This window comes from Erwinia sp. E_sp_B01_1, assembly GCF_036865545.1.
Classification (GTDB): Bacteria; Pseudomonadota; Gammaproteobacteria; order Enterobacterales; family Enterobacteriaceae; genus Erwinia.
Genome location: NZ_CP142208.1, coordinates 399,280 through 412,973, shown reverse-complemented (window position 1 = coordinate 412,973; position 13,694 = coordinate 399,280). Strand labels below are relative to the sequence as shown.

General features: G+C 53.5%; 12 protein-coding genes. 6 read left to right on the top strand and 6 right to left on the bottom strand.

The annotated features are described in order from the left end of the window. Positions 1–59 precede the first annotated feature (59 nt). Positions 60–971, top strand: a complete 912-nt coding sequence (locus VRC33_RS01810) for a phosphoribulokinase (protein WP_338560264.1) — start codon at positions 60–62, stop codon at positions 969–971. Between the two features lie 9 nt (positions 972–980). Here the strand turns inward: VRC33_RS01810 and VRC33_RS01805 are convergent, their stop codons facing one another. Further along, positions 981–1,382: an OsmC family protein gene (locus VRC33_RS01805; protein ID WP_338560262.1), complete on the bottom strand. Its 402-nt coding sequence runs from the start codon at positions 1,380–1,382 to the stop codon at positions 981–983. Between the two features lie 308 nt (positions 1,383–1,690). On the opposite strand from VRC33_RS01805, the gene crp reads away from it, so the two are divergent. Next, complete coding sequence (crp, locus tag VRC33_RS01800; RefSeq protein WP_017803012.1) at positions 1,691–2,323, top strand: cAMP-activated global transcriptional regulator CRP; 633 nt, start codon at positions 1,691–1,693, stop codon at positions 2,321–2,323. A 58-nt stretch (positions 2,324–2,381) separates the two neighbouring features. After that, on the top strand, positions 2,382–4,460 hold the full coding sequence (locus tag VRC33_RS01795; protein WP_338560259.1) for a YccS/YhfK family putative transporter: 2,079 nt from the start codon (positions 2,382–2,384) through the stop codon (positions 4,458–4,460). 177 nt (positions 4,461–4,637) lie between these two features. On the opposite strand, the gene VRC33_RS01790 is transcribed toward VRC33_RS01795, so the two are convergent. The 4 genes from VRC33_RS01790 to ppiA form a co-directional block, all read right to left on the bottom strand. Then, the gene (locus VRC33_RS01790) at positions 4,638–5,855 is read right to left on the bottom strand and encodes an aspartate aminotransferase family protein (protein WP_338560257.1); all 1,218 of its coding nucleotides are present in this window, start codon (positions 5,853–5,855) and stop codon (positions 4,638–4,640) included. A gap of 84 nt (positions 5,856–5,939) precedes the next feature. Next, the gene (locus tag VRC33_RS01785; RefSeq protein ID WP_338560255.1) at positions 5,940–6,515 is read right to left on the bottom strand and encodes an aminodeoxychorismate synthase component II; all 576 of its coding nucleotides are present in this window, start codon (positions 6,513–6,515) and stop codon (positions 5,940–5,942) included. A gap of 33 nt (positions 6,516–6,548) precedes the next feature. Further along, positions 6,549–7,109: a putative adenosine monophosphate-protein transferase Fic gene (locus VRC33_RS01780; RefSeq protein ID WP_338560253.1), complete on the bottom strand. Its 561-nt coding sequence runs from the start codon at positions 7,107–7,109 to the stop codon at positions 6,549–6,551. A gap of 97 nt (positions 7,110–7,206) precedes the next feature. Further along, positions 7,207–7,779: a peptidylprolyl isomerase A gene (gene ppiA / locus VRC33_RS01775; RefSeq protein WP_338560251.1), complete on the bottom strand. Its 573-nt coding sequence runs from the start codon at positions 7,777–7,779 to the stop codon at positions 7,207–7,209. 274 nt (positions 7,780–8,053) lie between these two features. On the opposite strand from ppiA, the gene tsgA reads away from it, so the two are divergent. Next, the gene (tsgA, locus tag VRC33_RS01770) at positions 8,054–9,238 is read left to right on the top strand and encodes an MFS transporter TsgA (protein ID WP_338560248.1); all 1,185 of its coding nucleotides are present in this window, start codon (positions 8,054–8,056) and stop codon (positions 9,236–9,238) included. A gap of 65 nt (positions 9,239–9,303) precedes the next feature. Here tsgA and VRC33_RS01765 read toward each other — a convergent pair whose 3' ends face one another. Continuing rightward, positions 9,304–10,584: a cytosine deaminase gene (locus tag VRC33_RS01765; protein WP_338560246.1), complete on the bottom strand. Its 1,281-nt coding sequence runs from the start codon at positions 10,582–10,584 to the stop codon at positions 9,304–9,306. Positions 10,585–10,833: 249 nt separating this feature from the next. On the opposite strand from VRC33_RS01765, the gene nirB reads away from it, so the two are divergent. After that, positions 10,834–13,368, top strand: coding sequence for a nitrite reductase large subunit NirB (gene nirB, locus VRC33_RS01760; protein WP_338560244.1), 2,535 nt, complete (start codon positions 10,834–10,836; stop codon positions 13,366–13,368). Beyond that, positions 13,365–13,691, top strand: a complete 327-nt coding sequence (gene nirD, locus VRC33_RS01755; protein WP_338560242.1) for a nitrite reductase small subunit NirD — start codon at positions 13,365–13,367, stop codon at positions 13,689–13,691. Before nirB ends, nirD begins: the two co-directional genes overlap by 4 nt. Positions 13,692–13,694: the final 3 nt, after the last annotated feature.

Sequence of the window (13,694 nt, the reverse complement as noted above, 5' to 3'; positions counted from 1 at the left end):
TGTGCGTTAAACATGGTACCAATGCTGGATCGATGTGATTTTTTTCAGGGAGGTATGCCATGTCAGCCAAACATCCGGTCATCGCGGTGACCGGTTCCAGCGGAGCGGGAACCACTACCACCAGCCTGGCTTTCAGAAAAATTTTCCAGCAGCTGAATCTGCATGCTGCAGAAGTCGAAGGTGACAGCTTTCATCGCTACACCCGTCCTGAGATGGACATGGCCATCCGTAAGGCGCGCGATATGGGCCGGCATATCAGCTATTTCGGTCCCGAAGCCAATGACTTCGCGCTACTGGAACACACCTTTGCTGAATATGGCCGTAGCGGCAGCGGCAAATCGCGTAAATACCTTCACACTTATGATGAAGCTGTGCCGTGGAACCAGGTTCCGGGCACCTTTACGCCGTGGCAACCCCTGCCTGAACCTACCGACGTTTTGTTTTATGAAGGCCTGCACGGCGGTGTCGTGACGCCTACCGATAACGTTTCACAGCATGTTGACCTGCTGGTCGGCGTGGTCCCCATCGTTAACCTGGAGTGGATCCAGAAATTAGTGCGCGACACCAGTGAACGGGGGCACTCCCGCGAGGCGGTAATGGATTCGGTAGTGCGCTCTATGGAAGATTACATTAATTTCATCACCCCACAGTTCTCGCGCACACACATCAACTTCCAGCGCGTCCCCACTGTAGATACCTCTAACCCCTTCGCTGCGCGAGCCATTCCCTCGCTGGATGAGAGCTTTGTAGTGATCCACTTCCAGGCGCTGGAGGATATTGATTTCCCCTACCTGTTGTCGATGCTACAGGGGTCTTTTATCTCCCACATCAATACATTAGTGGTGCCGGGTGGAAAAATGGGGCTGGCGATGGAATTGATCATGGGGCCGCTGGTGAAACGGCTGATCCAGGGGAAAAAATTGAGTGATGCCCCGACAGTGCGGGGCAGCAGCAAAACGGTGATGCAGTGACTTATCCTGTTATTCAATCACTTCATAACTGTGGGTGATCTCCACGCCCTTTCCTAACATCAGCGCAACAGAGCAATATTTCTCAGCGGAGAGATCCACAGCACGCGCTACGGCCTTATCAGCCAGCGCTGCACCGCTGACAATAAAGTGCATATTGATATGGGTAAACAGGCGGGGTGCTTCCTCACGGCGCTCTGAAGTTAGCTTAACCTCGCAATCCCTGACGTTATGACGGCCCTTCTGCAGGATGGAAACCACATCTATTGCGCTGCATCCGCCCGCGGCCATCAGCACCATTTCCATCGGGCTTGGTGCCTTATCGCCTGAATTCCCATCCATCAACACCTGATGTCCCGATGAGGATTCTCCCAAAAACGTTAACCCTTCTACCCACTTTACCCGAGCCTGCATAACAAGTTCCTCTAATTCATTCAGTTAACCTCAGATTACGCTTTACCCTGAAAAACGGCAATGCGGCAGTTTTCGCACTATGCTGAAGCGAGACAACAGAAGACACCCATTGAAAGCTGTGCTACAAACAAAGCTGTAATATATTCGTCAGTACTCTACATGCATGACGAAACGGGACGACATAACGAGCCAGGCTTTTGACAGAGGCCCGAATAAATTTCCTGATGGGAAACGCTTGACTATTTCAACGCCTGGCAGGGAACTCTGCCCCTGTATTTAGGCACGATTACAACAGAGGATAACAGCGAATGGTTCTCGGCAAACCGCAAACAGACCCGACACTTGAATGGTTCCTGTCACATTGCCATATTCATAAGTATCCCTCCAAAAGCACGCTGATTCATCAGGGTGAAAAGGCGGAAACGCTCTACTACATCGTCAAAGGCGCAGTAGCGGTACTTATCAAGGATGAAGAAGGCAAAGAGATGATCCTCTCTTACCTCAATCAGGGTGACTTCATTGGCGAGCTTGGCCTGTTCGAAGAGGGTCAGGAACGCAGCGCGTGGGTACGTGCGAAGACAGCCTGTGAAGTGGCTGAGATCTCCTACAAAAAATTCCGTCAGCTGATTCAGGTTAACCCTGACATTCTGATGCGTCTCTCTTCACAGATGGCGCGTCGTCTGCAGGTGACTTCTGAGAAAGTGGGCAATTTAGCTTTCCTCGATGTGACAGGTCGCATCGCGCAAACCCTGCTGAACCTGGCGAAGCAACCCGACGCCATGACGCATCCGGACGGCATGCAGATCAAAATCACCCGCCAGGAAATTGGGCAGATCGTTGGCTGCTCACGTGAAACGGTAGGGCGTATTCTGAAAATGCTGGAAGATCAAAACCTGATCTCGGCACACGGTAAAACGATCGTTGTCTACGGCACTCGCTAATCGGCTCTGATCCACGGCGCAACAGTTACTGTTGCGCCGTTTTATTTGGTACGGAGTGATGTGGCGTCGAATCATTTATCACCCAGAAGTTAATTACGCACTGCGCCAGACGCTGGTGCTCTGTTTACCCGTGGCTACAGGATGGCTGCTGGGCGATTTGCAGAGAGGTTTACTCTTTTCCTTAGTGCCTGCCTGTTGCAATATTGCTGGTCTCGATACGCCTCATAAACGTTTTTTCAAACGCCTGATTGTCGGCGGAAGCCTGTTTGCCTTCAGCAGCTTCCTGATCCAGTACCTTGGCGGCCATGCCGTTCCCCTGCCGGTTATTCTCTTTACGATGGCGATGCTGCTGGGCATTACCGGGGAGCTAAGCCCGCTGCATGGGCGTTTGCTGCCAGGCTCGCTGATTGCTGCAATTTTTACGCTGAGTCTGGCCGGACGTATGCCCGTCTGGGAACCGCCGATGCTCTATATTTTGGGCACAATCTGGTACGGAGTCTTTAACTGGTTCTGGTTCTGGCTGTGGAAAGAGCAGCCGATGCGCGAAACTCTCAGCCTGCTCTACCGGGAGCTGGCGGGCTATTGCGAAGCCAAATATACCCTGCTGACCCGGCTTACCGATCCTGAAAAGGCCCTGCCTCCGCTGCTGATACGACAGCAGAAAGCTGTCGACCTGATCACCACCTGCTATCAGCAAATGCACATGCTGTCAGCTACCCGTTATAACCATCATAAACGGCTAACCCGGGCATTTCAGGTGGCGCTGGATTTGCAGGAACATATCTCAGTCAGTCTGCATCAGCCGGAGGAGGTGCAAAAACTGGTTGAGCAGAGCCATGCTGAAGCGGTCATTCGCTGGAATGCTCAGACTATAGCTGCCAGGCTGCGTGAACTGGCCGACGATATCCTCTATCACAAGCTGCCCAACCGTTTCACCATGGAAAAACAGTTGCAGGCGCTGGAGAAAATTTCGCGTCAGAATCCGGATAATCCGGTTGGGACCTTTTGCTATTACCATTTCAGCCGTATCGGACGGGTGTTGCGCACGCAGCGCCCTCTCTATCAGCGGGACTTAATGGCCGATCGGCAACGCCGGCTGCCTCTGCTGCCCGCCATCAAAAGCTATCTGTCGTTGAAATCCGCAGCCCTGCGAACCGCAGGCCGGTTCGCCGTGATGCTGACCTTTGCCAGCTCCCTGGCGCTGTTCTTTAATCTGCCAAAACCTTACTGGATCCTGATGACGGTGATGTTCGTCAGTCAGAATGGCTACAGTGCCACCCGGGTAAGGATCCAGCACCGTGCGCTTGGCACGCTTGCCGGGTTGGTTATTGCGGCTATAACCCTGCGACTTCAGGCACCGGAATCGATCGTCCTGCTGGTGATGCTGGCGATCACCCTGATCAGCTATCTGTTTATCCGTAAGTTCTACGGCTTTGCCATGATCGGTTTTACCGTCACCGCCGTTTACTCTTTACAGCTCCTCTCGCTGAATGGGGCAGATTTCCTGCTGCCCCGGTTGCTGGATACGTTGATGGGCTGTCTGATTGCCTTTGCCGGCATGGTCTGGTTATGGCCACAGTGGCAAAGCGGTCTGCTGCGACAGAATGCGCACGATGCGTTGGGCACTTATCAGGATGCGTTACAGCTTTTACTGGGGAATGAGCAGGATCCGGTGAAGCTGGCTTACCAGCGCATAAAAGTAAATCAGGCTCACAACGCGCTGTATAACTCGCTGAATCAGGCGATGCAGGAGCCGGGATTTGATCCCAGTTATCTTTCCGATATGAAACTCTGGGTAACGCACAGTCAGTTTATCGTTGAGCATATCAATGCCATGACCACGCTGGCGCGCGAGCACACCATGCTGACCTCTTCGCTGGCAGAGCGCTATTTGCAATCCTGCGAGGTGGCACTGCAACGCTGTCAGCAGCGACTGGAATATGATGGCCCCAGCTCTGAAGCTAACGTGCTGGATTCACAGGTGGAGTTTCATCAGGGGCCGGTCACCATTCTTGAAAGGCATGTGAAGCGTATTCTGGGGCATCTGAGCGTGATGCATACCATCTCCTCACTCGCCTGGAGTTCACGTCCGCACCACGGACGCTGGCTCTCACGCAAGTTAAGAAAATCGTCCTGACTGCTTATCCTGTGCTGCCTGTACGGTGAGATGAAAGAGGGCCTGACAGCCGGTCTGCAGGGGGCGGTACGAATGCAGGTGTGAGAGAGCGGCATGGCGTGGAAAGGGATCTGATGCAAAATTTGAGCTGATGGGAAATCCCCAGGGAGCTGAGCAGCTCAGCTCCCTGTCGGTCTGTTAAGCCAGCGCTTGTTCTACCGCTTTAGCAAAGCGGGCCATGCCCTCTTCAATATCAGTAGGTTCAATTACCAGCGAAGGGGCGAAACGGATCACATCCGTTCCGGCATTCAGAATCATCACTCCTTCCGCTGCGGCGGCATTCAGAATGTCCCGCGCTTTACCTGCATGTTGCGGCTTCAGTGCGGCACCAATCAGTAACCCTTTGCCACGAATATCGCTGAACAAATCCAGCTTCACATCGAGGGCCTTCAGTGCGGTGACAAACTGCTCACGGCGAGCTTCCACACCGCTCAGCACCTCTTCGGTGTTGATAATATCCAGCGCGGCTTCTGCTATGGCGCAGGCCAGCGGATTACCGCCATACGTGGTGCCATGAACGCCCGGCGACATAGTGGAAGCGATCTCGTTGGTAGTCAGCATCGCACTGACCGGGAAACCGCCGCCCAGCGCTTTAGCGGTGGTGAGGATATCCGGCTGCACGCCATAATGCTCATAAGCAAACAGCTTGCCGCTCCTGCCCATACCGCTCTGCACTTCATCCAGCACCAGCAGCGCCTGATGCTTATCACATAATTCGCGCAGCCCCTGCATAAACTCCAGAGTCGCTGGCATCACGCCGCCCTCGCCCTGAATCGGCTCAACCACAATGGCACAGGTATGGTCATCAATCACCGCCTTAACGGCAGCCAGATCGTTAAACGGCACATGGACAATATCCGCAGGCTTCGGACCAAAGCCGTCAGAATATTTAGGCTGCCCACCCACGGAAACGGTAAACAGCGTGCGGCCATGAAACCCGTTATGGAAGGCAATGATTTTACTTTTGTAGGGTGAATGACGTTTGGAAGCGTAGTAACGCGCCAGCTTGAAAGCGGCTTCGTTGGCTTCTGCACCCGAGTTGGCAAAGAACACACGTTCGGCAAAGGTGGCGGCAATCAGCTTGCTGGCGAGGCGCAAAGCTGGCTCATTGGTGAACACGTTGCTGGTATGCCACAGTGTTTCGCCCTGAGTTTTTAATGCTTCCACCAACGCCGGATGGCAGTGCCCCAACGCCGTGACCGCAATACCACCGGAAAAGTCGATATACTCTTTGCCCTGCTGATCCCAGACCCGGCTGCCTTTGCCTTTCACCGGCACAAACTGCGCTGGTGCATAAACAGGCAATATCACCTCATCGAACGTCGCCCGCGTTACCGCTAATTTATCCGCTGCCATTGACTACCTCATGTTTTTTTCGTTGTCAGAGAGTGAAATTATAATCACAAAATATGCATAAAAAATCACTGAATTGCAATTATTTCACGCTTTCAGGAAATTACCGAGGAGTTGATGCCCCTGCTCGCTGAGGATGCTTTCAGGATGAAACTGTACGCCTTCCAGCGGTAAATGACGGTGACGAAAGCCCATGATCTCATCCGGTTCTCCGTTGGAGAGTGTCCATGCCGTGACCTCGAACGCTTCCGGCAGCGAGGCCGTTTCCACTATCAACGAATGATAACGGGTAACGGTTAGCGGATGGTTCAGGCCAGCAAACACGCCACGATCGTTATGTTCAATAGCCGACACTTTCCCGTGCATCACCTGACGCGCACGCACTACACGAGCGCCGAAAGCCTGTGCGATGGCCTGATGTCCAAGACAAACGCCCAGAATGGGCATCTTCCCGGCAAACTCACGGACAGCGGCCAGAGAAATCCCCGCCTCATCTGGCGTGCAAGGCCCGGGTGAAATCACCAGCCGCTCCGGCTGTAAATCCGCAATCTGCGCCAGCGAAATTTCATCGTTACGGTGAACCTCTACCTCAGCCCCCAGCTCGCAAAAATACTGGTAAAGATTCCAGGTAAAAGAGTCGTAGTTATCGATAAGCAGTAGCATGTTGGCTCCGGGATGATCTGGGACGCCGCCATTCTACGCATTTTCCTGCCGTTCGCTTACCACTTTGCCAAACGCGGCGGTGAGTAAACTCAGATCCCCTTCCAGGCTGGCGCGGTTAGCCTCTTTCCAACTGTCGCTGTCTGTTTTCTTCCACTGAATATCATAACCGGCCTGAATAACGATCTGCTCAAACAGCAAACGTTGCGTGCGGCCATTGCCACGCAGGAAAGGATGCAGCACCGTCAGCTCGCAATAATACCAGGCCAGGCGTTCAGTGAATTTATCCAGAGGCAGATCGGCCAGACCATTTTCATCTTCCAGCGCCTGCATCAGTGAATTGCCCTCTTTTTCGATATATTCGAAATGGCAGCAGGGGGTGTCGCCAAGCACGATATCAACCCGACGCAGTTCTCCGGCATCCTCCAGGACGTCATGGAACAGTGCGCGATGGAGTGCACGTAAATGAGGTAAACCTGGATGTCCATTACCCGGATCCAGCGTGGCACCGCTCAGGGCGAAACTGGCAAAGAAATTGGCTTCCTGCCTTTGCTGCCAGAGGGCTAGTTTTTGCTTATCGGTGAACTTTTTGGACATGCTGACTCCCGGAACGTGGTGACTGCTGCGAAATGCGACCTCCAGGTCGCGTGCAAGTTACTGCACTTATTATAAGCAGCAATCACCCGTTGGGAGATTAAGGCAGGACTTTTGCGGAAAGGATCACCACCGGCTTAACCGGAACATTCTGGTAAGGGCCGACGTTCTGCGACTGAACCTGAGAGATTTTGTCGGCAATCTCCTGCCCTTTTACCACTTTGCCGAAGACGGCATAGCCGAAGTCACGCTGTCCGTGATCGAGGAAAGCATTGTCCGCTACGTTGATAAAGAACTGGCTGGTAGCGCTGTCTTTGTCCGCCGTACGGGCCATAGAAATCGTGCCGCGCTTATTCAACAGACCATTGTCCGCTTCATTTTTGATCGGCGCGTTAGTGGGCTTCTGCTGCATATCCGTGGTAAAGCCGCCGCCCTGGACCATAAAGCCCGGGATGACGCGGTGGAAAGTGGTGTTGTTGTAGAAGCCGTTATTGACGTAATCAACGAAATTCTTTGTCGAAACAGGGGCCTTTTGATTATTAAGTTCCAGTTCGATATTGCCAGCTGAAGTCGTCAATAACACATGAGTATCCCCTTTTGCTGCCAGTGCAGAAGCGGAGACTGTGGACAGCGCGAGAAGGGTAGCAACGGCTGTCAAAGTACGTTTTAACATGAAAGATTCCTTACTAAGGGCTGTGAGCCTGAACAATAAAAATGATTGTAAAGAGGCGCTTAACAACGCGCCAGCGTTTTACTTTTATTTACTCGCGAACTGCGGCAGGCAATCGCTTGCGGACCCCGATAAACAGTGACTTAAGTCACGAAATTCATGAAAATGAAATTAAATGTTTCATTATTCGTTTAAGCCGATCACGAATATCGTTACACTCCTGCGGGTTACCGTGGCCTTCCTGCGCCACGTTCCCTTTTACTCACAGGCCTCAACTATGACTAATCGCGATCGCATCGGGCTTACCTGGATCAGTTTCTTCTCATATGCGCTTACCGGCGCGGTAGTAATCGTCACCGGTATGGTACTGGAAAATATTGCTGAGTATTTTCAGTTACCCGTCGCTCAAATGAGCAACACCTTTACCTTTCTGAATGCCGGTATTCTGGTTGCGGTGTTCCTGAATGCCTGGCTGATGGAAATTATTCCTCTGAAGCGTCAGCTGGTATTCGGATTCGTGCTGATGGTGCTTGCGGTGCTGGGGCTGATGACCAGCCATAACCTGAACGTCTTCTCGCTGTGTATGTTCGTACTGGGCGTGGTCAGCGGCATCACCATGTCGATTGGTACCTTCCTGATCACTCATCTGTACCAGGGGCGTCAGCGCGGTTCGCGCCTGCTGTTTACCGACTCCTTCTTCAGCATGGCAGGAACTGTCTTTCCGATTATTGCCGCCGCTATCCTCGCGCGCTCCCTGCCATGGTATTGGGTTTATGCCTGCATCGGTGTGATCTATGTGGCTATCTTCGTGCTGGCACTGTGCTTTGAGTTCCCGGTTCTGGGCAAGAAAGCGCCAAATCAACCAGCCGGAGAAAAAGAAAAATGGGGTGTCGGCGTGCTGTTCCTGTCGATCGCTGCCCTGTGCTACATCCTTGGACAGCTTGGCTTTATCGGCTGGGTGCCGCTGTATGCCACCAAAACCATGGGGATGGATATCAGCCAGGCCGGTGGGCTGGTAGGCAACTTCTGGACATCCTATATGATCGGCATGTGGGCCTTCAGCGCCATCCTGCGCTTCTTCGATCCTCAACGTATTCTTACCCTGCTGGCCCTGCTGGCAACGGCGATGATGTACTGGTTTGTCTCCACTCCTGACGCCTCAATGCTGAAGTGGATTATGATCGGTCTGGGCTTTGGCTCCAGCGCTATCTACACCACTATCATCACCCTGGGCTCTCTGCAGACCAAAGTCTCTTCACCGAAGCTGGTGAACTTTATCCTGACCTGCGGCACGGTAGGCACCATGCTGACCTTTGTGGTCACCGGGCCGATTGTGGAAAAAGGAGGTGCCCACGCAGCGCTGATGACGGCTAACGGCCTCTATGCGGTCGTCTTTGTGATGTGTCTGCTGCTGGGCTTCGTCAGCAAACACAAATTGCCGGGACATATGTCTTCGCACTAAACATAAAAAGGCCGGGAACACCGGCCTTTTTTATTTCTTCATGGCTCTGTACAGAGCACGGAAAATTACCTTTTAAAATCTACCTTCTCACTTTCCTGTAAGTGGATCAGCGTTTCTGCCGGCTGCGTTTCGGCTATCACCCTCCCCTGGCGGATTGAGTACCGCACCGGAACCTGACGCCGGAGAGCATCAAAGCCGTTTTCAGCAGGCAGAATAATCAGGTTGGCACTGTTCCCGGTTTGAATGCCGTAATCCTTAAGTTGCAGTGTCCGGGCACTGTTATGGGTAATCAGGTTAATACCGGCGTCGATCTGCCCATACCCCATCAGCTGACAGACGTGCAGCCCCATATGCAGAACCTGCAACATGTTCGCCGTTCCCAACGGGTACCAGGGATCAAACACGTCATCGTGACCAAAGCAGACATTAATATCCGCTTCAAGCATCTCTTTGACCCTGGTGATCCCCCGGCGCTTTGGATAGGTGTCAAAACGGCCTTGCAGATGGATATTGACCAGCGGATTAGCGACAAAGTTAATGCCAGAAAGCTTCAGAAGTCTGAACAGGCGCGAGGTATAAGCCCCGTTATAGGAGTGCATGGCGGTGGTATGGCTGGCCGTCACCCGCTCGCCCATTTTCTCGCGCAGCGCCAGGGCCGCTACCGTTTCAACAAACCTGGACTGCTCATCATCAATCTCATCGCAGTGCACATCCACCATCCGCTGGTATTTTTGCGCCAGCGCGAAGGTTTTATGCAGGGACTCCACGCCATATTCGCGCGTGAACTCGAAATGTGGGATCGCCCCCACCACATCTGCCCCCAGCTTCAATGCCTCTTCCAGCAGGGCTTCACCGTCCGGATAAGAGAGGATGCCCTCCTGTGGGAAAGCCACCAGCTGAATATCCACCCAGGGTGCCATCTCTGCTTTCACTTCCAGCATCGCTTTAAGCGCCGTCAGTGTGGGATCTGACACGTCGATATGGGTACGCACATGCTGAATGCCGTTGGCAATCTGCCATTTAAGCGTCTGCTTTGCCCGCTGCTTAACATCTTCATGGCTCAGCAACGCCTTGCGCTCTGCCCAGCGCTCAATGCCTTCAAACAGCGTACCGGACTCATTCCAGGCGGGTTCACCGGCGGTCTGGGTGGTATCAAGATGGATATGAGGTTCAATGAACGGTGGAAAAGCCAGGCCGCCTTCCGCATCCAGCGAGTCCGTGGTGGGCCGGGATTGGGTCTGAGGTGAGATTCGGGCAATCCTGCCGTCGTTGATTTCGATTTGCCACAGCCCTTCACGCCAGGGCAAACGAAGATGATTTATCCATTTCACATTACCAGCCTGCATGCAAACGCTCCTGAAGGTCGTTGGTCTGTCATTTACCATAGCATTGTTTTTACAGGCTGTACGCAAGGCACCAAACCCGTAGCTGATACGATTCAGTTTAACTGTCGTATTTTCCGGGACTTACAGAAAAAGGCGTTAAATCAGCGACCTACTCATAAAGGAGTATTTAAAAAGCGGATTGATGTACATCAATAAGTGCACATGCCTGCGCGGTATTGTAGCGATAATAAATTGCATTGTGAGGCAAAAATGAGCACCCGACTCGTCATTATTGGCAACGGCATGGTAGGCCACCGCCTGATTGAAGAACTGGTTGAAAAAGCCGCGCCCGGCCAGTTTGCCATCACCGTTTTCTGCGAAGAACCCCGCGTGGCCTATGACCGTGTCCACCTCTCCGCTTATTTCTCCCATCATACCGCTGAAGAACTGTCGCTGGTCCGTAACGACTTCTATCAAAAAAACCATGTTGAAGTGCTGATTGGTGAGCGGGCCATTACGCTTAACCGCCGTGAAAAAGTCATCCACTCCAGTACCGGACGTGCAGTGCATTACGACAAGCTGGTGATCGCCACAGGTTCATATCCCTGGGTCCCTCCAATTGAAGGCGCCAGCGGTCAGGACTGCTTCGTCTATCGCACCATTGAGGACCTCAATGCGATTGAAGCCTGCGCACGCCGCAGCAAACGCGGTGCGGTTGTGGGCGGCGGATTGCTGGGTCTGGAAGCGGCCGGCGCGCTGAAAAATCTGGGCATTGAAACCCATGTGGTGGAATTTGCTCCGGTGTTGATGGCTGAACAGCTCGACCCTATGGGGGGCGATCAGCTGCGTCAGAAGATTGAGCGTATGGGCGTGAAAGTCCACACCAGTAAAAACACCCGAAAAATTATCGACCGCCCGGCAGGTGGCAAAACCATGCAGTTTGCCGATGGCAGCGAACTGGAGATCGACTTTATCGTCTTCTCCACCGGGATTCGTCCCCAGGACAAACTGGCCAGGCAGAGCGAGCTGCCCGTGGGTCCACGCGGCGGCGTGCTGATTGATGACCATTGCCAGACCGCCGATACCGATATTTATGCCATTGGCGAATGTGCTGCCTGGCAGAACCGGATTTACGGGCTTGTCGCGCCGGGCTATAAAATGGCGCAGGTCACCTGCGATCGTCTGCTTGGCAATGACAATGCTTTCTCCGGCGCGGACATGAGCGCCAAACTCAAGCTGCTGGGCGTGGACGTGGGCGGCATTGGCGATGCGCATGGCCGTACCCAGGGCGCCAGAAGTTACGTATACCTCGACGAAAGCAAAGAAATCTACAAGCGTCTGGTGGTCAGTGCTGATAACAAAACCCTGCTGGGGGCCGTGCTTGTAGGGGATACCAGCGACTTTGGCAACCTGCTCCAGCTGATGCTGAATGCCATCGAACTGCCCGACAACCCGGATGCCCTTATTCTGCCAGCTCATGCGGGCAGCAAACCGGCGATTGGGGTGGAGTCTCTGCCCGACACGGCGCAGATTTGTTCCTGCTTTGACGTCACCAAAGGCGACCTGGTCAGTGCGATCCAGGCCGGATGCCATACCGTAGCAGCGCTGAAAGCCGAAACCAAAGCAGGCACCGGTTGCGGAGGATGTGTGCCGCTGATGACCCAGGTACTGAATGCTGAACTCAGCCGCCAGGGCATTGAAGTTAATCATCACCTTTGTGAACACTTCAGTTATTCACGTCAGGAGCTTTATCATCTGATCCGCGTGGAAGAGATTAAAACCTTTGAGCAGCTGCTTGAGAAATACGGTAAAGGGTATGGCTGCGAAGTCTGCAAACCTACCGTCGGCTCCCTGCTGGCATCCTGCTGGAACGAATATGTTCTTAAGCCCCAGCACACGTCACTGCAGGACAGTAACGATCTCTTCCTCGGCAATATTCAGAAAGATGGCACCTATTCAGTGATCCCCCGCTCTGCCGGCGGCGAAATCACTCCTGAGGGCCTGGTAGCCATTGGAGAGATTGGCCGACGCTATAACCTCTATACCAAAATCACCGGCTCACAGCGTATCGGGCTGTTTGGTGCGCAGAAAGACGATCTGCCCGCTATCTGGTCACAGCTGATTGCCGCTGGTTTTGAAACAGGTCATGCGTATGCCAAAGCGTTGCGTATGGCAAAAACCTGCGTGGGCAGTAGCTGGTGCCGTTTTGGCGTCGGGGACAGCGTCAGCCTTGGGGTCGAGCTGGAAAATCGCTACAAGGGCATTCGCACTCCGCACAAGATGAAATTTGGCGTCTCCGGCTGTACCCGTGAATGCGCGGAAGCTCAGGGCAAAGATGTGGGCATCATCGCCACAGAAAAAGGCTGGAATCTTTACGTCGCGGGCAACGGCGGTATGAAGCCGCGCCATGCAGATTTACTGGCAGCCGATCTGGATCGGGAGACGCTGATTCGTTACCTGGACCGCTTTATGATGTTCTACATCCGCACTGCGGATAAATTGCAGCGCACCTCGCTGTGGCTGGAGAGCCTTGAAGGCGGCATCGACTATCTCAAACAGGTGATCGTCAACGACAAGCTGAAGATCAATACCCAACTGGAAACGGAACTGGGCCGGCTTCGTGAACAGTTTATCTGTGAATGGAAAGAGACCGTCGGGGATCCGCGCCAGCATGCCCGCTTTGCTCACTTTATCAATGATTCACAGCGTGACCCGCTGGTACAGGTGGTTGCCGAACGTGAACAGCATCGTCCTGCCCGCCCGGATGAACGTATTTCTGTTGTCGTGCTGGAGGAACAATCATGAGTCACTGGTATCCGGTCTGTTCTCTGGAGAGCATTATCCCCGCCACCGGCGTTTGTGCGCTGGTGAACAATCAGCAGGTTGCGGTATTTCGCCCTTACGCTGACGACACTGTTTTTGCGCTCAGCAATATCGATCCCTTTGCCCAGGCAAGCGTGCTTTCCCGTGGCCTGATAGCAGAGCATCAGCAGGCTTTATGGGTCGCCAGCCCGCTGAAAAAACAGCGTTTTCGCTTGCAGGATGGGCTTTGTATGGAAGATGAAAGCCGTTCGGTCACCAGCTATCCCATCCGCGTCTGTGACGGAATGATAGAGATAGCTGTCTGAGCG